General features: G+C 31.4%; 22 protein-coding genes, 3 tRNA genes and 2 riboswitches. Of the genes, 18 read left to right on the plus strand and 7 right to left on the minus strand.

Annotated elements, in window-relative coordinates; all coding sequences use genetic code 11:
- The first annotated feature begins 60 nt into the window (after positions 1-60).
- Positions 61-1,212: a cystathionine gamma-synthase gene (locus BM072_RS03350; protein WP_092906552.1), complete on the plus strand. Its 1,152-nt coding sequence runs from the start codon at positions 61-63 to the stop codon at positions 1,210-1,212.
- A gap of 66 nt (positions 1,213-1,278) precedes the next feature.
- Positions 1,279-1,884 (plus strand): hypothetical protein, encoded by a 606-nt coding sequence (locus BM072_RS03355; RefSeq protein WP_092906554.1) that lies wholly within the window; start codon positions 1,279-1,281, stop codon positions 1,882-1,884.
- Positions 1,885-2,062: 178 nt separating this feature from the next.
- On the opposite strand, the gene BM072_RS03360 is transcribed toward BM072_RS03355, so the two are convergent.
- Positions 2,063-2,650, minus strand: a complete 588-nt coding sequence (locus BM072_RS03360) for a hypothetical protein (protein WP_092906556.1) — start codon at positions 2,648-2,650, stop codon at positions 2,063-2,065.
- Between the two features lie 27 nt (positions 2,651-2,677).
- Complete coding sequence (locus tag BM072_RS03365) at positions 2,678-3,154, minus strand: hypothetical protein (RefSeq protein WP_092906558.1); 477 nt, start codon at positions 3,152-3,154, stop codon at positions 2,678-2,680.
- A 51-nt stretch (positions 3,155-3,205) separates the two neighbouring features.
- Here BM072_RS03365 and BM072_RS03370 point away from each other — a divergent pair, with 51 nt between their 5' ends.
- Complete coding sequence (locus BM072_RS03370) at positions 3,206-3,952, plus strand: alpha/beta fold hydrolase (RefSeq protein WP_092906560.1); 747 nt, start codon at positions 3,206-3,208, stop codon at positions 3,950-3,952.
- Here the strand turns inward: BM072_RS03370 and BM072_RS03375 are convergent.
- On the minus strand, positions 3,949-4,389 hold the full coding sequence (locus BM072_RS03375; RefSeq protein WP_092906562.1) for a nucleoside deaminase: 441 nt from the start codon (positions 4,387-4,389) through the stop codon (positions 3,949-3,951). The two genes, BM072_RS03370 and BM072_RS03375, sit on opposite strands and share 4 nt — an antisense overlap.
- A 74-nt stretch (positions 4,390-4,463) precedes the next feature.
- Here BM072_RS03375 and BM072_RS03380 point away from each other — a divergent pair, with 74 nt between their 5' ends.
- Positions 4,464-5,369, plus strand: coding sequence for an EamA family transporter (locus BM072_RS03380; RefSeq protein ID WP_092906564.1), 906 nt, complete (start codon positions 4,464-4,466; stop codon positions 5,367-5,369).
- A gap of 34 nt (positions 5,370-5,403) precedes the next feature.
- Here BM072_RS03380 and BM072_RS03385 read toward each other — a convergent pair whose 3' ends face one another.
- Positions 5,404-6,498 carry a DUF5074 domain-containing protein gene (locus BM072_RS03385; protein ID WP_092906566.1) on the minus strand — a complete coding sequence of 365 codons (1,095 nt, stop codon included), beginning with the start codon at positions 6,496-6,498 and terminating at the stop codon, positions 5,404-5,406.
- A gap of 6 nt (positions 6,499-6,504) precedes the next feature.
- Entirely contained in the window at positions 6,505-8,313 is a 1,809-nt protein-coding gene (locus BM072_RS03390; RefSeq protein ID WP_092906568.1) for a TonB-dependent receptor, read from the minus strand.
- Between the two features lie 34 nt (positions 8,314-8,347).
- Positions 8,348-8,529: riboswitch (cobalamin riboswitch) on the minus strand.
- 178 nt (positions 8,530-8,707) lie between these two features.
- Here BM072_RS03390 and BM072_RS03395 point away from each other — a divergent pair.
- The 7 genes from BM072_RS03395 to BM072_RS03425 all read left to right on the plus strand — a co-directional run bounded on the left by BM072_RS03395 (position 8,708) and on the right by BM072_RS03425 (position 17,412).
- Positions 8,708-8,959, plus strand: a complete 252-nt coding sequence (locus tag BM072_RS03395) for a TM2 domain-containing protein (RefSeq protein WP_092906570.1) — start codon at positions 8,708-8,710, stop codon at positions 8,957-8,959.
- Positions 8,960-9,063: 104 nt separating this feature from the next.
- Positions 9,064-10,092, plus strand: a complete 1,029-nt coding sequence (locus BM072_RS03400; RefSeq protein ID WP_260562373.1) for a pyruvate dehydrogenase complex E1 component subunit beta — start codon at positions 9,064-9,066, stop codon at positions 10,090-10,092.
- Between the two features lie 76 nt (positions 10,093-10,168).
- Complete coding sequence (locus BM072_RS03405; RefSeq protein WP_092906574.1) at positions 10,169-12,703, plus strand: DUF5686 family protein; 2,535 nt, start codon at positions 10,169-10,171, stop codon at positions 12,701-12,703.
- Positions 12,704-12,732: 29 nt separating this feature from the next.
- The gene (locus BM072_RS03410; RefSeq protein WP_092906576.1) at positions 12,733-13,215 is read left to right on the plus strand and encodes an inorganic diphosphatase; all 483 of its coding nucleotides are present in this window, start codon (positions 12,733-12,735) and stop codon (positions 13,213-13,215) included.
- A gap of 128 nt (positions 13,216-13,343) precedes the next feature.
- The gene (locus tag BM072_RS03415; RefSeq protein WP_092906578.1) at positions 13,344-14,783 is read left to right on the plus strand and encodes a T9SS type A sorting domain-containing protein; all 1,440 of its coding nucleotides are present in this window, start codon (positions 13,344-13,346) and stop codon (positions 14,781-14,783) included.
- Positions 14,784-14,936: 153 nt separating this feature from the next.
- Positions 14,937-16,373 carry a M28 family peptidase gene (locus BM072_RS03420; RefSeq protein ID WP_245752041.1) on the plus strand — a complete coding sequence of 479 codons (1,437 nt, stop codon included), beginning with the start codon at positions 14,937-14,939 and terminating at the stop codon, positions 16,371-16,373.
- Between the two features lie 64 nt (positions 16,374-16,437).
- Positions 16,438-17,412, plus strand: coding sequence for a hypothetical protein (locus BM072_RS03425; protein WP_092906580.1), 975 nt, complete (start codon positions 16,438-16,440; stop codon positions 17,410-17,412).
- 51 nt (positions 17,413-17,463) lie between these two features.
- Here BM072_RS03425 and BM072_RS03430 read toward each other — a convergent pair whose 3' ends face one another.
- Positions 17,464-18,840: a tryptophanase TnaA gene (locus tag BM072_RS03430; protein ID WP_092906582.1), complete on the minus strand. Its 1,377-nt coding sequence runs from the start codon at positions 18,838-18,840 to the stop codon at positions 17,464-17,466.
- A 127-nt stretch (positions 18,841-18,967) separates the two neighbouring features.
- On the minus strand, positions 18,968-19,381 hold the full coding sequence (locus tag BM072_RS03435) for an acyl-CoA thioesterase (protein WP_092906584.1): 414 nt from the start codon (positions 19,379-19,381) through the stop codon (positions 18,968-18,970).
- A gap of 134 nt (positions 19,382-19,515) precedes the next feature.
- Positions 19,516-19,602, minus strand: a riboswitch (adenosylcobalamin-variant (AdoCbl-variant) riboswitch).
- A gap of 119 nt (positions 19,603-19,721) precedes the next feature.
- Here BM072_RS03435 and BM072_RS03440 point away from each other — a divergent pair.
- From BM072_RS03440 to trxA, 7 genes are all read left to right on the plus strand, one after another.
- Positions 19,722-20,873 (plus strand): LOG family protein, encoded by a 1,152-nt coding sequence (locus tag BM072_RS03440; protein ID WP_092906586.1) that lies wholly within the window; start codon positions 19,722-19,724, stop codon positions 20,871-20,873.
- Between the two features lie 210 nt (positions 20,874-21,083).
- Positions 21,084-21,156, plus strand: a tRNA-Met gene (locus BM072_RS03445).
- A 6-nt stretch (positions 21,157-21,162) separates the two neighbouring features.
- A tRNA-Met gene (locus BM072_RS03450) sits at positions 21,163-21,235 on the plus strand.
- A gap of 237 nt (positions 21,236-21,472) precedes the next feature.
- Entirely contained in the window at positions 21,473-23,509 is a 2,037-nt protein-coding gene (locus tag BM072_RS03455; RefSeq protein WP_092906588.1) for a glycoside hydrolase family 3 protein, read from the plus strand.
- A gap of 143 nt (positions 23,510-23,652) precedes the next feature.
- Positions 23,653-23,725: transfer RNA gene (locus BM072_RS03460), tRNA-Met, on the plus strand.
- Positions 23,726-23,797: 72 nt separating this feature from the next.
- Positions 23,798-24,433, plus strand: coding sequence for a suppressor of fused domain protein (locus BM072_RS03465; protein ID WP_092906590.1), 636 nt, complete (start codon positions 23,798-23,800; stop codon positions 24,431-24,433).
- A gap of 236 nt (positions 24,434-24,669) precedes the next feature.
- On the plus strand, positions 24,670-25,026 hold the full coding sequence (trxA, locus tag BM072_RS03470) for a thioredoxin (RefSeq protein WP_092906592.1): 357 nt from the start codon (positions 24,670-24,672) through the stop codon (positions 25,024-25,026).
- Positions 25,027-25,058: the final 32 nt, after the last annotated feature.

A 25,058-nucleotide genomic window follows, 5' to 3' on the forward strand; every position in this document is an offset into this window, starting at 1 on the left:
ACTTTAAAACGTAGAATAGATAAAACTCACTATATTTGTTATACTTTAAATTTTACTGAAATGAAATTCAATACAAAAGCTATACACGGTGGTCAACAACACGATCCGTCTACAGGAGCTGTAATGACTCCGATATATCAAACTTCAACATTTGCACAAAAATCTCCGGGAGATTACAAAGGATACGAATATTCTCGTGGAGCAAATCCAACACGTTCTGCTTTAGAAAATGCATTAGCATCTATAGAAGGTGGAGTTGCAGGTTTTGCATTTGGTTCTGGATTAGCAGCAATTGATGGCGTTTTAAAATTATTTTCTCCAGGTGACGAAATCATCGCAATGGATGATTTATACGGAGGTTCTTACCGTTTATTTACACGTGTTTATGAGAAATTTGGATTAAAATTTCATTTTGTAGACATGACAAATGTAGATGCTGTTGTAGCATTAATGAACGATAATACAAAAATGATTTGGATTGAAACACCAACAAATCCATTGATGAAAGTTGTTGATATAAAAGCGGTAAATGATGCTGCAAAAGCAAAAAAAGCAGATGTTTTAGTTGCGGTTGACAACACTTTTGCTTCACCTTATTTACAACGTCCAATAGAGTTGGGTGCGGATATCGTAATGCATTCGGCGACAAAATATTTAGGAGGTCACTCAGATTTAGTTGCAGGTGCAATCGTGGTTAATTCAGATCAATTAGCAACAGACGTTCACTTCAATTTATTTGCGACAGGAGGTATTTTAGGACCACAAGATTCGTATTTGGTTTTACGTGGTATCAAAACATTGGCTGTTCGTATGGATCGTCATTGTTCTAACGGGATGAAAGTTGCTCGTTTTTTAGATGCTCATCCAAAAATTGCACACGTTTATTATCCAGGTTTAGAAAATCATCCACAACACGAAATCGCGAAAAAACAAATGAAGGATTTCGGTGGAATGGTAACATTTACATTAACTTCTGCCAAAAAAGAAGATGCATTTAAATTATTAGAAAATTTACAAGTTTTCACATTAGCAGAATCTTTAGGTGGAGTAGAATCTTTAGCAAATCACCCAGCTACAATGACGCATGCGTCTATACCAGCTGAAAAACGTGCTGAAATTGGTATTACAGATGATTTAGTTCGTTTGTCTGTTGGTATCGAAGATATTGATGATTTATTGGCAGATTTAGAGCAAGTTTTAAACTTAATCTAAATTGCTTTAAAATAGAATAATTTTGAAAGTCTGGTTTTATAATCAGGCTTTTTTTATATTTATAAAATGAAGTTTTTCTTACTTTTTTTGATTTCGATAAGTAGTTTTGCACAAGAACTTGATACAATTAATTTGAATCAAGTTAAAATCGAGAATTATTCGAAATACAAACAATTTCGACCAAAGTATAAAAATGTTACACGTTTAACAGATCATACAAATATTGGCTTAAAAATATTTTCAAGTTTACAACTTCCTACTGAAAAAGAAATCGAAATTGTTGCAATTGAGATTTTATTTGAATCTAAAATTAAAAAGAAAAATTATTGTAATCCTTATTATTACTTTAAACCAATAATCGTAAAATCTATAAATGATAAGGAAAGTTTAATTCCCGAAAAATGGTTTTCTGTGGATAAAGATTATGATGGAAAATATATTTTTCCGATTCATTTAAAACTCAAACCGAATGAAGCTAAAAACTATTTTATTGGTTTTGAAACGGCTTACGATAATCCATTTTGCGCCGAAGCCAATGGTTATTTTGATTTGATTGAAGTCAAAAAGAAATCAAAAATATTTGTACATTTTAATAAAGATAAAAATTCGGATTTTGAACAACAAAATTTGTTTGGGAATTATTCTCTAAATTATAAGTTGTATTATAAATAATAGATTTCCATGATTTTAAGTTGCCATAAATGTGTTTCAGGAACGCATGATGTATTTTTTGATGCGATATTGAAACAAGTTCAATATGACAAAGAGTTTTTGTAATCTTTTACGATTCTTTTCTAAAATCAGTAGGTCATCCTGAACTCGTTTCAGGATCTCAAGCTCTAATTAAAAATTACTTCCACAATAATTTCAATTCAACTTTATATTTTCCTGCATAAGGCGTTTTATTTGTAGGTTTCTCCGAAATCGAAAATTGATAAACACCACGAGCAGGCAATTCAAAAATAGTTTCTTTTCCAAAAGGTCCACCTTTTATAGAATCTACAGGTCCTTTGATGTGATTAATTCTGATATTTGCTAAAGAATCTTGCGCAGAAATTTTAATCCAAACCTTTTTTGCCGAATCAGCATTAAATGTAAATGTATTGGTTTGTCCAGCTACTTTTGTAGGTTCAGCTTTCGCTTTTGCAAAACTGATTTCTAAATTTTGAATGGTATTATTCGCACTTAACTGAACAATTTTATCAACACTAGAAATTACTTTTTGTTGAGGTTTATTCGCGACTACTTTTTTTGTTGCAACTACTTTTTCTTCCTCTTTCATTACATTTTCGCTATTTTCTACGGGCTTATCTTTTTTGATTAAATCTGCATAAGCCGAATCAACGCCAATTTTACTTGGGTAAATTGTAGGCGTAGATTTATCTGTGCAACCATAAAATGTTGCGAAGGCAAAAAAAGTAATAAAAGTCCATTTCATAACTCAGTAATTGAGTTGTAAAAGTAATTATTTTAACTGCAACTTCAAGGTATATTTTCCTCGAAATGGATCGCCTTGCATCAAACTTTCTCCAATTTTGATTTGATACACGCCTTTTTCAGATAAATTATAAACCAAATCTCGTCCAAAAGGTCCATCGCTTTTATTAGTTGGCGAAATAATTTGATTGATACGAAGATTTGCGGTGTCATTAGCAGGAATTAATTCAATAAAAACTTCTTTTGAATTATCATTTCTGAAACTATACGTCTGTTGCTCTTTTGTATTTTTATCAAGTAAAAATTCACCTTTTCCGTTTACTAATTTTAATTCGGTGTTATTTTTTAGTGATAAAGGTAAGGTTGCATTATTTTGAGTTGCAGAAATATTATCGGTAACAGCAATTGTATTTTCTTGTTTATCTGCGCGATTCGTAATTTTACAATACGTAAAAAGAATTGCAATTGTAATGCTTAAGATTAAAACTGGAATATATTTTTTCATTGTTGTAATTTTGGGGCTTACTATAAACAAAATTTAAACCAAATATTTTTTATGTTGTATTATGAGGTTGAGGGCGAAGGAAAAAGCTTTGTTTTTTTGCATGGATTTTTAGAAAATCATTCTATTTGGAATAATCTTCGAGCTGATTTAAAAGATCAACATCAGATTATAACGTTAGATCTTCTTGGTCATGGAAATTCTGAAACGGACAATGAGGAAAATACAATGGAAGAAATGGTGGACGAAGTAATTGCTGTTTTAGATGTGTTAAATATTGCGCAAGCAACTTTTATAGGGCATTCAATGGGTGGTTATGTGGCGTGTGCGTTGGCAGATTTGTATCCCGAACGTGTTGAAAATATTGTTTTACTAAATTCGTCGACTTTGGCGGATGACGAAGCGAAGAAAAATCAACGTTTACGAACTTGCGAAACAGCGCGTAAAAATTTTAAGGCTTTGGTTAATTTTAGTATGCCGTCTTTGTTTGCGGCGCATCATCGCGAAAATTTTAAGAATGACTTAAATAAAATTAAAGAAATTGCTTTAACAACTCCGATTGCTGGCGTTTGTGCAGCATTAAAAGGAATGCGTTTACGTCCAGATCGGTCGAGTGTTTTATATGATTTTAAAGGCGGAATATACATTGTTGTTGGTATGAATGATGAAACCGTTAATCCTGAATTATTTTTAACCCTAATTCCCGAATTGCCAAATATCCATTTGTATCAATATAATGGTGGACACATGGCTTTTATCGAGCATTATGCAGAGGTTTTGTCTATTTTGAAAGGAATTTAGCGTTTTCTTTGGAAAAATTCTTTCATAATCAAACCACATTCATCTTCTAAAACACCGCTTACAATTTCAGTTTTTGGATGCAATTCTCCAATCTTTGCTTTAAAACCTCTTTTAGGATCAGAAGCACCATAAACTACTTTCGAAATTTGGCTCCAATATAGCGCTCCACCACACATTACACAAGGTTCTAATGTTACATAAAGTGTGCAATCTTGTAGATATTTACCACCCAAATAATTTGCTGCCGAAGTGATGGCTTGCATTTCTGCATGCGCGGTTACATCGGTCAATGTTTCGGTTAAATTATGTGCTTTTGCAATAATTTTGTTGTTTGTGACAATAATTGCACCAACAGGAATTTCATCTCGTTCAAAAGCTGTAGCAGCTTCGTTAAGTGCAATTCGCATAAAATATTCGTCTGTAAAAAGATTTTCCATCTAAAAAATTTAAGGCAAAAATAATCATTTCAGAATTGTATATTCGATACATTTGTACAAATTGACGCCAAATTATGAATCAATCAAAATATATACTTGCAGCAATAATCGCCTATTTTCTTTGGGGATTTTTTAGTTTTGGCTTAAAGCCTATTGCAGAATATCCTTCTTTGGATATTTTATTTTACCGTTTATACATTTCAGTTTTCTTTTTAGTGGTTATAAATGTTGGATTTAGACGAGATAAAATCAAAAAAGATTGGGATTTATTTAAGTCTTTAACCAAAAAGAAACAGAATAAATTAGTGAGTTTGATTGTTGGCGGTTCTATTATTTTGATGTCAAATTGGTTGGTTTTTATCATCGTAATGAATCAAGTTAGCGTGCAAGCAGCATCGCTTTCGTATTTAGTTTGTCCCATTATTACAACGGTTTTGGCGTTTGTTTTACTCAAAGAACATTTAACGAAAATAAAATGGATTGCTGTCTTTATAAGTATTGTTGCGTGTTTAATTCTTTCGATTGGGCATTTTACAGATTTGATGTACAGTTTATTTGTCGCAATTGCGTTTGCTTTGTATCTAATTATTCAGCGAAGCTTAAACATATTTGATAGTTTTAATCTCTTAATGACGCAATTATTAATTGTTGCAGTTTTGATGTTACCACTTGTTTTTATGTTCGCAGGGCCAGTGCCAACAGAAACTGTGTTTTACCAATGTATTATGATGATTGTGGTTTTGTTTACAATTATTCCGATGTTTTTAAACAATTTTGCTCTAAAAGGAATCGATTCTTCTACGGTTGGAATTTTAATTTACTTGAATCCAATAGTTAATTTTTTTCTAGCAATTTTTTATTACGGCGAACCCGTTTCGGAATTACAAATGGCAGGATATGCGTTAATTTTAATTGCGATTATCGTCTTTAATTCGAAAACAATATTCAAATCAAAAAGCATAAAAAAATCCGAAGTTTAAACTTCGGATTTTTTATTTTATAAATTATTGTTTATTATTTAATGTAAATAGAATTTGGTCCGATACCAGTCGTAACATCTTCTTGTAAAACTCCCGTTAAGTTATAAATAGCTAAATTCCCTGCGCTAGCAAAGTCTTTTGCATCTAAAACATAAATAGAGTTTGCGTCAACATCTAAACCATATAATGATGTTGCATTTGTTTTAAATAATTTTGATGCTGGTAAACTTGTTGCAGTTACAGCCATTTTGTAAACGTCATTATTAAGTGCATAATACAAGAAACCATTTTTTTCAACTAAAAAATCGGGATGATCTGTGTTCGCAAAATTGAAAGTTGACGAGTTGTTGTTATTTGCTAAATCAATACGAACTAAACGTCCACCAGTAGAATTTTGATTATTGTTCCAATCAATAATACCTTGTGTTAAAACATATAAAAAGTTACCTGCTTTTACCATTCCCGTTGGCGCATCACCAACATTAACTGTTGTTTTTGTGTTTCCATTTAAATCAATAATATCAACTGATTTTCCGTAAATTCCATTACGTCCACTTTCTTCATAAGCAACATATAATTTGTTATTATCAACAATAATATGTCCTGGACCTTCTAAAACTGGAATCGATTTTTCATATTTATTATCAGCAATAGTATACAAAGAAATATAATCGTCGTTCGGGTTTTGAGAATCTCCCCAATTCGAAACATAAATATATTTGCTGTCTGAAGTGATGTAACGAGGACTTTTAATTTTTTCTGTAATTGTTGTTACATATTTAAAAGTTGTATTGTCCATAACTTCTACTTTATCAGAGTTATTAACAACAACATAGGCTTTATTTCCTTTAAAAATCATGCTTTGCGCAACATCACCTAAATTTCTTCCATTTCCTTTTTTGTAAATTTCTTGAATAGGATTTACGCCATTTTCAACTTTTTTGCTAGGATTGAAATACGTAATATCTGCGTTCGCAGCATTAAATTTTCCTTCATTTAAAATGAAAACTCCATTTGTGTATTTTCCATTATCTGGATCGTTGCTTGGTCCATCATCATCGTTAGAACATGACTGTAAAAATAGACCAGCAGCTAAGGCTACAAGAGCGATTGATTTAAACTTATTCATAGTTTTTTAAAATTTTATTTGGATTTGTATGTTATAATTTATTCCAGGTTGCCAACGATTTTCTTGTGTTTGATAATCTTGATCAAAAATGTTATTCACTTTAACTCCAACGTTATAACTTGGTGAAATCGTATAATTTAGACCAAAATTTGTTGTCCAAAAATCACGAAGTGTTGCGCTTTCATCTGTAACCGTAAATACTTTACCCGTGTATGTATTTTGTATATAAGCAGATAAGTGTTTGTACGTGTATTGCGCACTCGCTGTCCATTTATGATTTGGTGAATACATAAATTCTTTACCCGTTTTTTCGTCTTTTGTTTTGATGTAACTGTATGTTGTGTTGAAACGAAAAGCGTTGTAAGTGTAGCTTCCAATCAATTCGAAACCATACGTTTTTGCTTGATTGATATTTTTAGGAACCCAAATACTATTATTGTTTTGGCTTGGTGTCCATTGTATCATATCATCAATTTTATTGTAAAATAAATTGGATTGAATTTTTAGATTTTTACCTAAATAATCATTTCCAATTTCAAATTGATAAGCCGATTCTGATTTTAAATCAGGATTTCCGCCAGTTTTCCAAAACAAATCATTGTACGTTGGTATTCGATAGTTTTTAGAAATATTTGTACGAAGTTGATATGCCGTTATCGGACGATAATTAATACCCAAAGCATAAATAAAAGGATTGTTGTATTTGTCCGAAAAATCTTGACAAATACTTGCTTCATAATTCAAAACATCTGATAATTGATGAGTTGCAATCAGCGCAAAATTGAATGAATTTCGAGTGCTCGCTTTTAAATTATTTCCGCCACCTTCATTATACAAAGCTTCGGTTAAAACTGCTAGCTGAAAATTTTGAGCGATTTGATGTTTCAAATAATATTTTAAAATATAATTATCAACTTTTAAATTGGTTGCAAAATCTTGGTGAATATTCGTGTAAAAGTCATTTTCTTCGTGGATATAAGCCAATTTTATTTCAGATTGCCATTTATCATTTGGTTTAAAATTCCATTCAGACATTAAGCGATAATCCAAATTATCATATCCACTTGGCGTCGAATTAAAATCGACCAAAGGAAATTCTCTTTTTCCGAAGTTAAACATCGAATAGATTTTTACTTCATTTTTTGGATTGAAACGATAACCAAAATTAGCATTTATTGAGTTGAAATAATATTTTCCATTTCGATTGTATGCAAGATAATTAGGCGTTTTATAATCATTATCAGATTGATTTCTTGAATAATCTACTGACGAGCTAAACTTTTTAGAGCTATATTTTAACTGATATTTAGCCGCCCACGTATCAAAACTTCCGTAACCTAAATTTAAACTTTGATGTAAACCTTTGTTATAATCAAATTTATTTAACAAATGTATTGTTCCGCCAATTGCACCCGTTCCGTAACCAATACTTCCGCCACCTGGTTGAATTAAAATTCCGTCGTACGAATTGCTATTAAAAACATTAAAATCCGTTTGACCATTCATGTTCGAGTTTACATTAATTCCGTTCCAAACAACGGCTGTGTGCGAAGCTAAAGTTCCACGAAATGAAGGCGAAGAAACCATTCCTCGTCCATTTTCTTTAAAATAAATTGGCGTTTCTGCTTGTAGAAGTTGCGTTAATTGTCCTGGATTTTGATTGATAATACTATCATTCAATTGTATAACGCTTTGTGATTTGTAATGATTGGTCAAAAATGCATCATTTAGTATCAATGGTTGAAGACTAATTGTATCATTTTGAGCATGCAAAGTGCAAGAAATTAAAGCGAAACTAAAAAAAAGTTTTTTCATATAAAAACCTGTTTTTCCTCCGAAAACACCTTATTTTTAAATTGTTTTAATGGCAGGTTTCCTGACTTATTCAAACCTCTTTTTTCCTTCCCGTCTTTTACACAGTGGATTTGTAGCAAAAGTTTTTAATGAATTTACAGTTGCGGGGACAGTTATGGATTTGCACCAAATTCCCTTTTAACTCACTCGTTGAGCACCATTTTGGGCAAATGTATAAAAATTGTAGAGATTGTAGTGTAATATGATGTGTTAAAACGTTAATATTAAAATAATAAGTGTTTGTAGATTTTTGATGTAAAATCATTATTTTTAGGGATATTTTATGTCTAAAATGTAGAATAGATTTGCAATAAGTAAAAACTGAAACATATATTAAATACAAATATCAACAACTATGGAAAACAATCAACCGTACAAATCAGAGAAAAAATTAATTGCCGGAATTTTAGCAATTGTAATTGGATCATTAGGAATTCATAAATTTTATTTAGGATATACAAAAGAAGGAATTATTCAAATCGTATTAACAGTTGTTACTTTTGGTTTTGCTGGAGTTATTGGTTTTATAGAAGGAATTATTTATTTAACAAAAACTGACGAAGAGTTTGACCGAATTTATGTAGAAGGCCGTAGAGGTTGGTTCTAAAACAAAACATCAATATTTTAATTAATAATCTGTCCCAAAATAACTTTTAAATATTTTGGGATTTTTTATTGCGCTCAATTCCTATTAAAAATTACTAAGTTTTTATTACATTTGCTTTAGGAAAAAAATATAATTACGTAACGAAATCGCATAAAATGGCTATAAAAACATTTAGAGAGGTAATCGCAGAGGCAATGAGTGAAGAAATGCGTCGCGATGAATCTGTATTTTTAATTGGAGAAGAAGTAGCAGAATATAATGGTGCTTACAAAGCATCGAAAGGAATGTTGGACGAATTTGGACCAGAAAGAGTTATTGATTCACCAATTGCTGAAGCTGGATTTTCTGGTATCGCTATTGGATCTACAATGACGGGTTGTCGTCCGATTGTAGAATATATGACGTTTAATTTTTCGCTAGTTACAATTGATCAAATCATCAATAATGCTGCAAAAATTTACCAAATGTCAGGAGGACAATTTAACTGTCCAATTGTATTTAGAGGACCAACTGCTTCTGCAGGACAATTAGGTGCAACGCACTCACAAGCTTTTGAAAATTGGTATGCAAATGTACCAGGACTTAAAGTTGTTGTACCATCTAATCCATACGATGCAAAAGGATTATTAAAATCTGCAATTCGCGATAATGATCCAGTTATTTTTATGGAGTCTGAACAGATGTATGGAGATAAAATGGAAATGCCAGATGAAGAATACACTATTCCAATCGGTAAAGCAGAAATTAAACGTGAAGGATCTGATGTAACAGTAGTTTCTTTTGGTAAAATTATTAAGCAAGCTTACACAGCAGCAGAAGAATTAGCAAAAGACGGAATTAACATCGAGATTATTGATTTACGTACAGTTCGTCCATTAGATTATGATGCGATTTTAAAATCTGTAAAGAAAACAAATCGTTTAGTAATTTTAGAAGAAGCTTGGCCATTTGGTTCTGTTGCTTCAGAAATTACATATATGGTGCAACAAAAAGCATTTGATCATTTAGATGCACCAATCAAACGTATTACAACAAAAGATACATCGGCGCCTTATGCACCGAATTTATATAACGAATGGATGCCACAAGTTAAAGATCTTGTAGAGGCAGTAAAATCGGTAATGTATAAATAAGATAAGATATATCATCTATATTTGTAAAGTCTAGCACATAATTTGCTAGACTTTACTTTTTAACCAAAATTTATCAATGAAAAGTCAACTAACAGCTTTTTTTATAGTTGTTTGTGCGCTTGTTCAAGCGCAAGTCAAAATTCAAGGTAAAGTCATCGACTCAGAAACCTTGAAACCAATTCCTTATGCAGATATTCGACTTCCCGAATTAAAAGTAAGTGCAACATCTAACTCTGATGGTACATTTTATATCGAATCTACAGGTAATACAAATCAATTAAGTGTATCTAAAACTGGATTTGAAACTGCAAATTATATTTTAGAGAATAAGATTGACTACAATTATGTAGCACAATTATTTGTAGCCGAAGAAGAAACGGAAGAAGATAATGGAACGGTAGATTTACAAACAGCTGTAGTTTCTGCAAAGAAAAAACGCCTAAAAAAGAAAGAAAATCCAGCTTACGCCATTTTGCGCGAAGTTTGGAAACGTAAAAAGAAAAATGGTTTAAAATCTATTCCTCATTATCAATACGATGAATACGAGAAATTAGAATTTGATATCAGCAATGTAGATTCTACGTTTATGAAACGTAAGATTTTTAAAGGAATGGAATTTGTTTTTGAGAAAGTAGATACTTCATCTATCAACGGAAAAACATATTTACCAGCCTTTCTTAACGAGTCAATCTACAAAGTTGCGGGTATCAATAAGCCATCTACAAAAGAACGCCGCGAATTAGTGGCAAATAAAACATCAGGTTTCGAGAAAAACGAAGTTGTTGCATCTACTGTAAAAAATCTTTTCAGAGATATAGATGTTTACGACAATCGTGTTAATATTTTAGACATAAAATTTGTAAGTCCAATTGCGACGGATGGTTTTGCGGTTTATGATTATGAGCTGAAAGATACAATTGATGTTGATGGTGTAGAATCTTATCGTATAAAATATTATCCACGTCGCGAAGGTGAATTAACTTTTAAAGGTGAATTGTATATTTCGAAAGATTCGTATGCCGTAAAAGAGGTTGTGATGGAAACAACTAAAGAAATTAACGTAAACTTTGTGCGTAATATCTTTATGAATTTGCAATACGATATTCCAAACGATTCGGTTTTTTATCCCAAAAAAGAATATGCCATGTTGGATATGTCTATTTTGAGTAAAAAGGAAGATTCGAAAGGTATTTTTGCACACAAAACAGTTAATTATTACAACTATGATTTCGAAACATCTAATCCAGAAAGTTATTATTACGAACGATTAGATCCTGCAAAATCTGCTTTAAATGAAAAGTCGGATGAGTTTTGGGTAGAAAATCGTCCCGAAGCTTTAACTAAAGATCAAGAAGGTATTTACGAAACATTAGAACAACTAAATAAAGTTCCCAAATTTAATAACATTGTAAAAGGAATCGAGGTTTTTGGTTCGGGTTATTACAATGTGTTAAATGCGATAGATATTGGTAATTTATACTCGTCTTTTGGTTATAATGAGATTGAAGGTGTGCGTTTGCGTGCTGGTGCCAGAACATATTTTTCTCAGAATGATATGTGGCGTGCGCAAGGATTTTTAGCGTATGGTTTTAGAGACAATAAATTTAAATACGGAGCTGATTTTAGAACGATGTTCAATAAATTTAATCGTTTTCAAATTGGTATCGGTACAAAACGCGATGTAGAACAATTAGCGGCAACGTTAACTTCTTCGGACGGAATTATGACGCGTAGTTTTGCTTCGTCGTCAATTATTAGTCAAGGAAATAATGCATATTTAAGCAGTAATAATCTGACAAATATTTACACATCGATTGAACCTTGGAAAAATGTAACTTTTCGTGTAGATGGAAATTATCAATTAATAAAACCTGCCGATTCTTCACTTTTTTCTGTAGCGTATGAAAAAGATGGAAAAATAAAAGAAACCGTAACAAATTCTAGCGTTAGTGTTTCTGTAATTGCTCGTCCAGGTGCTAAATATTCTCAATACGGGATTGATCGTTACGAAATGTCTACACTTGCGCCAACTTTGATGTTGCGTTATACAAAAGGCTTAAAAGGAGTAATTAATTCAGATTTTGAATATGATAAATTACAATTCTTATATTCGCAACCAATTTTGATTGGTTCTTTTGGTAAATCTTTGATAACTGTAGAAGCAGGAAAAACATTCCAAGGTGTTCCATTATCATTGATGAGTGCAATTCCGGGTAACGAAAGTTATGGACAAGTTTATGGTACTTTTTCGCAGTTAGATTATTACGAATTTGTAACAGACGAATATGTAACGATGAATTATGAGCACCATTTTAATGGATGGATTTTGAATAAAGTTCCATTAATCAAGAAATTAAAATTAAGAGAAGTTGGTTTTTTACGTGCTGCTTATGGTGATATTTCGGATAAGAGTAAAGCAATTAATCGTTCAACAATTCAGTATTTTGCTCCAAATCAACAAATCTATTACGAATATGGTTTTGGAATAGAAAACATTGGTTTTGGAAACATTAGACCATTGCGTGTTGATTTTAATTGGCGCGGAAATTATAATAATTTGCCAGATGTTCGTAAATTTGGCGTGACAGTCGGAATGGACTGGAGTTTTTAAGATAATAATAAATTAAATATAGATTTAAAATGACTTTTGATGCAATTATAGAAATCCCAAGAGGATCTCGCAACAAATACGAAATGGATCACGAAACAGGAAGAATCCGTTTTGATCGTGTTTTATATTCTCCAATGGTTTATCCAGCTGATTACGGTTTTGTAGAAAATACATTAGGTTTAGATGGTGATCCAATTGATGTTTTAGTTTTTTTAACTGAGCCTACAGTACCAGGATGTGTTATCGAAGTTAAAACGATTGGTGTTTTGAAAATGTCTGATGACAAAGGTCAAGACGAAAAATTAATTTGTGTACCTGTTGCTGATCCAACTTGGAATATCTTAAATGATATCAATGATATGAATCCTCATACATTGAAAGAAGTTGAACATTTTTTCAGAGTTTATAAAGATTTAGAAAATAAAACAACAACTATCGAAGGTTACGGTGATAAAGCACAAGCTGAGCAATTATTACAAGAAGCGAGAGATCGTTTTGTACCTACTCACTAAGATATAATAGCATGTATATAAAAATAGTCTTCATTTTTTGAAGACTATTTTTTTTGTGATGTTTTTCAACACTATTATTTTCTTATTATCATGTATTATTGTAGTTTTAAACTAATTAATACTTAGTTATGAAAAAAATATTTACAATTTCTCTTGCAATATTAGGACAACTAATTTTTGCACAGTACACAACGCCTAATACAGGTACAACGTATCGCATTGCCGATTTAGACGTGCTTACAGCAGATATTTCTTACGATGCTGCAACAAACACTTACACGTTAACCCAAGACTTAACAATAGCTGAAACAGACACTTTTCTTTCGGATAGTGATTATACTTTGGCTATTGCAGATGGAAAATTAATTACGATTGCCGGACAAATTACAGTAAATGCTCCTAATCAAGTTTTATTTACTTCAACTAATCCGGGTACTATTTATTTTAAAGGTGTAAGATTAGAAGAAAGTGCTGTCGCTAAATTTTCTAAATTTAAAATGACTTATGGAGGTGGATTAAGAGCTTTGAATTCAGATTTTACAATGGATAAATCTGAAGTTTCTTATCAAAATTCGGGTGCTGCAACAGGTGGTGCTATTAATTTTTCGAGAGGAAATCCAATCATTACAAATTCTATTTTTAAACACAATATTACTCCAGTAGTAGGTTCTGGAGCTAATCAAGCCGTTGCTTTAATTTTTGAAAATAATTATTTAGAAGATAATAACAAAGAAAATTCTAATCGTCCACAAATTAACATGGGACCAAGTGGAGAAAATCAAACAACTGTTATTAAAAATAATACAATTATAGGAAATAGAGCAAATACACGTGTGGGCGGAATTTCTGTTTCTAGTTTATTAAGTGTAATTAGTTTTGCGCAAATCGAAAATAATACAATTAAAGATAATCGTTACGGAATTACAATTACTGGAGTTACTGCTGGAGGAAATATTATTGGAAATATTATCGAAAATAATAATACAGAAAATCTACCAAATATTGGTGGAAGTGGTATTTCTATTTCTCAAACAGCAACAGCGCCTAAAACATCTGTAGTAATTAAAGGGAATACTATCAAAGGAAATCTTTGGGGAATTACTATTATTGGTAATGGAACAAATATAGATATGACCAATGGAAATAATGTTTTTGAGAATAACGGAAATACAGGCGTAGACTATGCTTTATATAATAATTCGGCGAATAATATACCAGCGAAAGGCAATTGTTGGGATCCTATTTTAACAGCAGAAAGAGTAGAAAGTGTTATTTTTCATAAACCAGATAATGCAGCTTTAGGATTAGTAGATTATTCAAATTACGGATGTCTTTTAAGTACAAATGAAGTAAAATTAGATAAATTAAAGCTTTATCCAAACCCGAATAATGGAACATTTACAATTGATACAAAAGAAAAATCTACATATCAAATTTACGATGTTAATGGAAGATTAGTAAAACAAGGAGATTTAAAAATTGGACAAAATAATGTACAAACAACTCTTCAAAAAGGTGTTTATATTTTGAAAACAGCGCAATCATCTTCAAAAATTGTAGTAAAATAAGTTCATTATAATTAGATAAAAAATGAATAAAGGGTTATCGTTATGTAGTACGATAACCCTTATTTTTTGTGATGTTTATAAAAAAATAAAATTCTACCTTATTTCTCATCCATTTTTCCCAAAACATTTTTAAGTTTATAGAAATACTCACACATGAAATCAAAAAAATTATTAACGGCATGTTTCATATCGTCAACAATGCTGTTATCTGCTCAAACTAATCAACAAGTTTTAGATTTAATCAACCAAGAAGTTGAGGTAAATTCGGAAGCTTACATGCAACTTAAAAAAGCAACCGAAACAATTGGACATCGTGCAACTGGAACCGAAAATGGAAAAAAAGCTGAAGAATATGCTGCAAGTTTATTAAGAAGTTATGGTTATGATGTTTCTTTTCAGGAATTTACTTTTAATGGTTGGAACCGTAAAAGTTTAGATTTAAAAGTAAATAATCAACCTATAAAAGCTGTTGCATTGGCGCATTCGCCAGCAAATGTAAAATTATCAGGAGAATTAATTGATTTAGGCAATGGTTTAGAAGATGATTACAAACGATTAGGTGATAAAGTAAAAGGAAAAATTGTTTTCGCAGCGTTAGGTTTATTAGACGGAACTGCAAAAGAAACAGAAAATTTACACCGTTCGGAGAAAACTGCTTTGGCAGAAAAATATGGAGCAAAAGGAATTATTTTGTTTAATCGTCCCGCGGGTGGAATTTTATTGACGGGAACAGCTTCTGTAACGGGCGATATTATCAAAATTCCGGCGATTAATATTAGTTTAGAAGATGGTTTAAAGATAAAAGAACAATTAACAAAAGGAAAAGAAGTTGCTAAAATAGAGATGAAAAATGATGTTGGACCAATGAAAGGTCGTAACATTATTGCTCGAAAAATAGGTTCTAAATTCACGAATGAAAAAATTGTTTTAGGCGGACATTTGGATAGTTGGGATTTGGCAACGGGCGCAATTGACAATGGTGTAGGAAGTTTTTCTGTGATTGATATTGCGCGTACCTACAAAAAGCTGAATTTACAGAATGATCGTACGTTAGAGTTTGTCTTGTTTATGGGCGAAGAAGTTGGTTTGTTAGGTTCTAAATTTTATGTAGAACAAGCGATAAAAGACGGTTCTATCAATCAAATAAAAGCAATGTCAAATATGGATATGACCACCAATCCGAAAGCTTATTATTCGACAATGGAAGCTAATTTGAGTATTCTGAATGATTATGCAAAAGATGTACAGAAAGTGATTCCAGATTTTAAATTAAATGCATTTACAGATGTAGGTTTGCATTCGGATCATCAACCATTTATGTTACAAGGCGTGCCAATAATAGGTTTGTCGGATAGTCAATTTACAAAAGGAGCGCTAAATTGTTATCATGCCAATTGTGATACATTTGATTATGTAGAAGAAATTGGACTAAAAAACAATGTAATTTTAGAAACATATTTACTGTATCGTTTAAGTAATTTGAATGATTTACCAGCAAAACGTTGGACAGAAGAAGAAATAAAATCAAATTTAATTAAAGGAAATTTAGAAACACCTTTGCGAATTTCTGGAGATTGGAGATGGAAATAATTTTTTTATTGTTTAAAAAAAATGCGTTAATTATATATAAAAATAAAAACTTAGATAGAACTCAATGACAATCAAAGAAGCTATTTTAAAAAGTTTAGAGGATTTAATAATTCCTGTTTATAATACTGAAGTTTATAATCATATTATTAATGAAAAATATTATGAGTTTTTAAAAGGGAAAACTCCAGCATCTACAATTTCTGCACAGCTTGGAGATTTTATAAGAAATGGAGATGTGAGGGTGAAAAGAATTAAAAAGCCAAACGGTACTTATTATTACTATTTAACTAAAAATGAACAAAAAATAGGAATTGATATTCTGAATGATGAAAATGAAATTAGTGTTTCTAAATCAGATGAATTTATAAAACCTAAAGTGAAAAATTATGAAGAAAGAGATTTACATAAGCTTTTAAGTAGTTATTTAAAAAATACGGAGACTTTTTCTAAAACAATTTTTCATGAACAATCTAATGGAAAAGATAGTAATCAAATATGGACTCATCCGGATATTGTAGGAATTAAGTTTCTCAATTTACAGACAAAAGCTAGTCAAAACTTTCTTAAATCAATAAATAGAGTTGATACCTTTAAATTAAGTTCATATGAATTAAAGAGAGAAATAAATAGTGATAGCGAACTAAAGAAAGCATATTTTCAAGCAGTGTCAAATTCAAGTTGGGCAAATTATGGTTTTCTTGTTGCCTTTGAGTTTAGTGATAATTTATATGAAGAGATGGCAAGATTAAATCAATCCTTTGGAATTGGAGTTATTGAATTAAACGCAAATCCATATCAAAGTAAAGTTCTTTTCCCTGCAGTTTATCGTGATTTAGATTTTAAAACAATTGATAAACTTTGTAAAATAAATAATGAATTTGAAAGATTTATTGAACAAACTGAAAAACTTTTGACAGCAAGTGAAAAATATATTACAGGAGCTGAAAAAGAACTAGATGAATTTTGTGATACATATTTTTCTAATGATTCTGATATTGAAAAATATTGTAAAGAAAAAAATATACCACTTCAAAAATAATATTTCAAATAAAACAAAAAATGCTCGATATAATCGAGCATTTTTTTATTCTTATTTCTTTTTTAATTTTACTGTAAAATGACGTAAAATATCAGATTCCCAAGTAATTTCATAACCGGATTTTATAGATTCTCGTCGGTCATAAATATTTTTTAATGCAACTGCAATATAATCCATGTGACTTTGAAAATATGTTCTTCTCGGTATTGCTAAACGCAATAACTCTAATTTTGGATATCTATTTTCTCTTGTTTCAGGATCGCGATCGGCTAAAATTGTTCCAATTTCAACACCTCTAATTCCAGCTTCTTTGTACAATTCTACACCCAATGTTTGTGCAGGAAATTCTTCGCGCGATACATGTGGTAAAAATTTTACGGCATCTACAAAAATTGCATGTCCACCAATTGGTTGCTGAATCGGAATACCATATTCAATCAATTTATTACCTAAATATTCAATTTGATTGATTCTCGATTTTAAATACGAATATTCAGTCGATTCTTGTAAACCTTGTGCTAAAGCAGCTAAATCACGTCCAGCTAATCCACCATAACTTAAATATCCTTCGTAAATAATTCCAAAATTTCCACATATTTTATATAGCTCTTCGTTATTAAGTGCTATAAAACCACCAATATTTACCAAACCATCTTTTTTCGCAGACATTGTCATTCCGTCTCCATAAGAAAACATTTCTAACACAATTTCTTTGATTGTTTTGTCTTTAAATTCAGCTTCGCGTTCTTTAATAAAGTAAGCATTTTCTGCAAATCGCGCACCATCAAAGAAAACTGGAATACCATATTGATTAGATAATTCGCGAACTTGACGAATATTTTCGATAGAAACTGGTTGTCCACCAGACGAATTACAAGTTACAGTGATTAATGTAAACGGAATTTGCGTTTTATCATATTGTTTGTAAATATCTTCTAGTTTTTTTAAGTCGATATTTCCTTTAAAAGGATGAATTAATTCGCTATCAAAAGCTTCATCAATTGTACAATCTACCGCATGTGCTTTTCTAAACTCAATATGACCTTTAGTTGTGTCAAAATGAGAGTTTCCAGGTACTACTTGATTTTCTTTTACCAAAGCCGAAAACAATACATTTTCTGCTGCACGACCTTGATGCGTAGGTAAAACAAATTGGTAATTTGTGATGGTATTAATTGTTTCTTTCAGTTTTAAGAAAGATTGAGAACCAGCATAACTTTCGTCTCCAGTCATCATTGCGCCCCACTGTTTGTCAGACATTGCGCCTGTACCAGAATCGGTTAATAAATCGATAAATACTTTGTGGCTTTCTAGGTTAAATAAGTTGTAATCTTTTTCTTCAATCCATTTTTCGCGATTTTCTTTAGTAGATTGATAAATTTCTTCGACCATTTTAATTCGAAATGGTTCAGCAAAAGGTAATTCCATTTTTTTGTCGTTTGTGTTTATTGTAAAACTACTAAACGTTTAGAATATTATCAACATATAGTATAAAAACATAAAAAAATCCTCTATCAAATGGATAAAGGATCTTAATTTTTTCTATAGTTCGCTGTTAATCAATAACAGGAACTGGTCTTTTGTTTTCGTTAATTGCAACCAACGTAAATGTTCCACTAATTGCTTTATCGCGTCCATCTCGGTACATACTTTCGATAAAAACATCAATTTGTACATCTAAACTAGAACGTCCTACACGAACTACTTTTCCTACAAATTCTACGATAGTTCCGGCCGGAATAGAATGTTTAAAGTCAATTTTATCGCTACTAACCGTAACAATAGGTTTACGACAAAAACGGGTTGCAGTCATAAAAGCAATTTCGTCCATCAAATACATTACCGATCCACCAAACATGGTGTTGTGATGATTTGTATCTCCTGGGAAAACCGCTTTAAAAATGCGTGTTTCAGAATTATTGATACGTTGCTCGATCAACTCTTCTCTTGGTGTTTTTTCCACTTCCATTATCATATATTTACACGTTACTCTTTGTTTCTAAAAAAATCTTGTGATAATGTTTTTTTGTGGTGTTTTGATTTTTTATTAATTCCATATAACATTGATTTAGCTTTTAAACGGCGAAAGCATTATCAGTAAACTCATCTATTGGCAATCTGGCTTATCAATAATTTGACTTACAGTTGCGCGACAGCTCGTGATTTGCACACGATTCCCCAAATATATGAGTACGAACAATGTGCAAATATAAGCTAGAATGATGAATTTTTGAGTTTTGATTTCGTTGGATTAAAATAAATCGTGTAAATTCATTTCTTTAAATTTAAGCAATAACAGCAACAAACGAATGAAAATAAAGCCTATAAAAGATTTGATTCATAATTTATCTGAATGGAAAGTCTTAGATCGTCAAACCAAGAATTTAACAAATAAAGTCATTCAAGATGTAAATTTTATTCAACAAAACATTAATTGGGAAGATTATACACTTTGTAATACCACTTTTTTGGGTTGTCATTTTAAACAAAATGAAGCAATACATTTAATAGAACGTGGCGCTTTTGTTTATCCAAAATTTGCAGATATTCCGTACAATCCTTACCGTGGAAAACTGTATACATGGCAAGAATTGATGAAAGGTTATGATCCAAATGATGATCAAAGTACAGATTTAAAAATTTATAAACATTTTTCTAAACATAAATATAATCCACCATTATCAGAGGCTTTGGCGCAACGTTTACACGATCATTCTATTGACGATGGTTTGCGTAGAATATTAGAATATGATGATGCGGGTATGACAAAGAAAAAAGTTGTAGGTTTTATGGGTGGACATTCTACCGCTAGAAATTCTGAGTTTTATAACGAAACAGCAAAAGCTGCTAGACTTGCAACTAAAAAAGGATATTTTGTGGTAACTGGTGGTGGACCTGGAATTATGGAAGCAGCTAATTTAGGGGCTTATATGGCAAATTATTCGAAAGAAGATTTAAAAATCGCAATTGATATTTTGGCTGATTTAGAGTTTATTGACGACAATAAAACCGAGTATTTAGCCCGAAATTATATGACAAATGCTAAAAAAGTACTAGATCTTTATCCAAACGGATCCGAAAGTTTAGCTATACCAACTTGGTTTTATGGTCATGAGCCAAGTAATTTATTTGCGACATATATTGCAAAATATTTTTCGAATAGTATTCGAGAAGATATGTTGTTAACAATTAGTTTATTTGGATTGGTTTATGCGCCTGGTAGCGCTGGAACAACACAAGAAATTTTTCAGGAAGCAGCTCAAAATCATTATGGTACATCAGGTTATTATAGTCCAATGATTTTTTTGAGTAAAAAACGATATGTAGAAGACACCGCAATATATTCAGTTTTACATCAATTGGCTGTTGGTAAAACGTATAAAGAATTACTTTTTTTGACAGATACTGCAGAATTAGCAATTGATTTTATAGAAAAACATCCACCAATACCAGCTAATTAATAAAATTTATCATCTTATTTTGATAAAATGAGATGATAATGTTTTTTTAAATAAAAAATTTGTTTGAAATTTTATTCGTTTATCTTATAGGTATAATATTGATTAATAGTATTTTACGTTTCGGTAATTAAGAAAATTAATTAATTGTTTAAATTAAAATGCTTAATGTTTGGTAATTTAGATAATGTTCGTATATTTGCAATCCAATAACGCGAGATGGAGCAGTAGGTAGCTCGTCGGGCTCATAACCCGAAGGTCACAGGTTCGAGTCCTGTTCTCGCTACTAAATCGCGAGGTGGAGCAGTAGGTAGCTCGTCGGGCTCATAACCCGAAGGTCATAGGTTCGAGTCCTGTCCTCGCTACAACAAGAGAGTTTCTTTATAGAGACTCTCTTTTTTTTATGCAATAAATTAAGAATATGAATACATTTTAAATTATTTGTTTTAAATAGTTTATGTATTTAAAAATGTTTTTTTTTTAAAGATTTATCTATATAATATTTACTTTATAAATTATCAATTTAACACTTCAATAACTTAATTCTTGTCTATTTTTGATTAATTTAATTTGTTTTTTAAATCGATTAATTATATAAGTAAATGAAAGTTAATAAATTAATATTAGGAACTCCATTACTTCTTGCTTTAGCCAGTTGTAATCAAAGTTCTAAAAATGCGCTTACTCAACCAGAATTAGGAAAGCAATCCGCAGCAATTCTTAAAATTGACAATCTTGAATTCAAAGATTTAAACAAGAATGGAAAATTAGATCCTTACGAAGATTGGCGCTTAAGAAGCGAAGAGCGAAGCAAAGATTTAGTAAGTCAAATGACATTGGAAGAAAAAGCCGGAATGTTATTAATTGCTGATATGCGTATGTTCAACGAAATTTTTATGTTGGATAAAGTTGAAACACCAAAAGATATTACAGCCGATTTTAATGAAGAGGATGTTGTATTAGATAAAAATCAGTTTACAGGCGAACCATTGGCTTATCCAGTAATGAATACCGTTGGAACAACTAAAGGAATTACGCAGAATCACATGCGCCATTTTATTTGGAGAACAACTACAGCTCCTGCAAACGTTATGGCCGAATGGTCTAATAAAGTACAAGCTTTAGCAGAACAATCTCGTTTAGGAATTCCTGTTATTTTTGCTTCAAATCCAAGAAATCACATTTCTGCAGGTTCTATGGGAGCAACGGCTTCGGCGTCTGTTGGATTTTCTAAATGGCCTTCTGAAATTGGTTTTGCTGCGATGAATGACAAAGAAACCGTTCGTCAATTTGCTGAAATGGCGCGTCAAGAATGGGCTTCTGTTGGGCTTCGTAAAGGTTATATGTACATGGCCGATTTGGCTACGGAACCAAGATGGCAACGTATTGAAGGAACTTTTGGTGAAGATCCAAAATTAGCCGCTGAGGTGATGGAACAAATTGTTTTAGGGTTTCAAGGTGATACTTTAAACAATACCTCAATTGCATTAACAACCAAACATTTCCCTGGTGGTGGTGCAACTTACAAAGGTTTTGATCCACATTATACGTATGGTAGAGATGCTGTTTTTCCAGGAAATCGTTTAGAAGAAAATATGTTGCCATTCAAAGCTGCTATCAAAGCAGGAACATCTTCTATCATGCCGTATTATTCGCTTCCGAAAGATACCAAGTACGAAGAAGTAGCATATGCGTACAACAAAGGAATTTTACGTGATTTATTACGTGAAGAATTAGGATTCAAAGGAATTATCAATTCAGATACAGGACCAATTGAATCAATGCCTTGGGGTGTAGACAGTCTTACAATCGAAAAAAGATATGTAAAAGCTTTGGAAGCTGGAATTAATTTATTTGCCGGAAATGCCGATCCAAGTTTGTTAATCAAAACCCTAAAAGCACATCCAGAAGTAATGCCTTTAGTTGATGAATCAGTTGAGTTATTGCTAAAAGAATTGTTCGATTTACAATTATTCGAAAATCCTTATGTTGATGTAGAAAATTCTACGAAAATAGTCGGTAAAGCAGATTTTGTTACAGCTGGTAAAGAAGCACAACGTAAATCGGTTGTTTTATTACGTAACGAGCAAAAACAATTGCCTTTAGCAAAAGGAACAAAAGTATATTTTGAAGATTATCAAAAAACATACGGAAAAGTAGATGCTTTATCTGGAAAAGTGTTTGATAAAACTTACGATGGAATCACTTTTGTAAAAACACCTGAAGAAGCTGGTGTTATTTTATTATGGATCAAACCAGCTATTCGTCCGTTGTTCCCATCAGACAGTTCTCCGTTAAAAGTGAATTTATCTAATTGTGCAATTAATGTTGATTATGTAAATAAATTAACGGCGAAAAAACCAACTATTTTAGCCGTGAATTTCGCTAATCCATTTGTGATTGATGAAATTTATAACGACAATACGAAAGATCGTTTTGTAGGTGTAATCGGAACTTTTGGTATCAGCGAAGATGCTTTATTAGATGTTGTTTCTGGTAAATTTAAACCAACAGGTAAAATGCCATTTACAACGCCAATTAGCCAACAAGCAGTTGAAACGAATAAAGAAGACGTTCCGGGTTATGATGAAGGAACAGATTATCCGTTATTCAAATTCGGAGAAGGATTGAGTTATTAAATTTATAGAGTAAAACTAAAAAAAACCCTTCAATAGTATTATACTATTGAAGGGTTTTTAGATTATTAAATACTTTTTGTTTATTATTAAAATTTGTTTGTTGCACTTTATAAGATAAATGTCGTATATTTGCACTCTAAGATCGCGAGATGGAGCAGTAGGTAGCTCGTCGGGCTCATAACCCGAAGGTCACAGGTTCGAGTCCTGTTCTCGCTACTAATCAAAAGAGAGTTTCAAAAGAAACTCTCTTTTTTTGTGTCTTTAAATTTGATGAACTATTTTTGTATCATGAATTTAGAAGAATATAAAAAACAATATAAAAAAGATCAAGCGGTTGGTGCCTTATCAATCGAAAATCGTTTAAAAGAGGTTTATGGTGTATTAGAACCACGATTTTATTCGCCTCAGGTCGCTTCTTTTCAAGGTGGTGACGACCCTATAGATGGTGTGGCAGTATACGATGTAAATGGTTATTACCATTTAATAAGCTACGGAATGTCGCATTTATACTATTCGGAAGAAAGTGCAGGAGCAGAGTTTAGTAAATGGGGATTTGAGTTTTCTTTTCGCGTTAAACCAATTGAGGATGATAATGGCGAAGATCCTTTTTGGGTAATTCAATTGATGAATAATTTGGGACGTTTTGTTAACGAAACTAAAGTTTGGTTTGATGAATACCAGTATTTACCACTAGGAGGGCCAATTCGTACAGAAACGGCTACTGATATTGTAGGTATTGCTTTTCTTAAAGATGAAGATTTAGACCAAATTGATACGCCAAATGGTAAAGTTATCTTTTTACAATTAATCGGATTAAATTCTCAACAACTCGAAAAATTAGAAGGTTTAACGACAAAAGATGAAATAAAGTCAGTCTTAGATGAAATAAAGTCAGTTAATCCAAAATTTGTTTGCGAATTATAATCAAATACTTCAAAATAAAGTGTTGTTTTGACGCAAATTTCTTAAAATAAGTTAAATATAAATATTACACTGTCAGTAAGTTATGGTTGGTATTTATTTTGATACTATATAATTGTTAGTAGCACTAACAGTAGAATAAATTTTTCATAGGTTAGGTTATAATTAGGTCAAACTAATTAGAGGCACTTCTTCGGAAGTGCTTTTTTTCTTATCTTTAAATATCTAAAAAGTAAAAAATGTTCAAAAATTTATTCAATCGAAATAAAAAAGAAGACAATAACAATATAAAACCGCAGACAATGACATTTGAAGAAATTATAGATTCTGATAAACCCGTTTTATTAGATTTTTTTGCAACTTGGTGTGGGCCTTGTCAAATGATGGGACCAATTTTGCAACAAGTAAAAGAAGAGTTGGGTGATGATGTAAAAATATTGAAAGTTGATATTGATAAATACCAAGATTTAGCAGCAAAGTATCAAGTTCAGGGCGTACCGACGTTTGCAATATTTAAAAACAGCCAATTATTGTGGAAAGAAAGTGGTGCAAGACCTAAAGAACAATTAGTAGAAGTAGTTAAAAAATACATTTAAGTACTTGTAAAAGACAAAATAAATAAAAAAAT

The organism is Algoriella xinjiangensis, assembly GCF_900115015.1.
GTDB classification, from domain to species: Bacteria; Bacteroidota; Bacteroidia; order Flavobacteriales; family Weeksellaceae; genus Empedobacter; species Empedobacter xinjiangensis.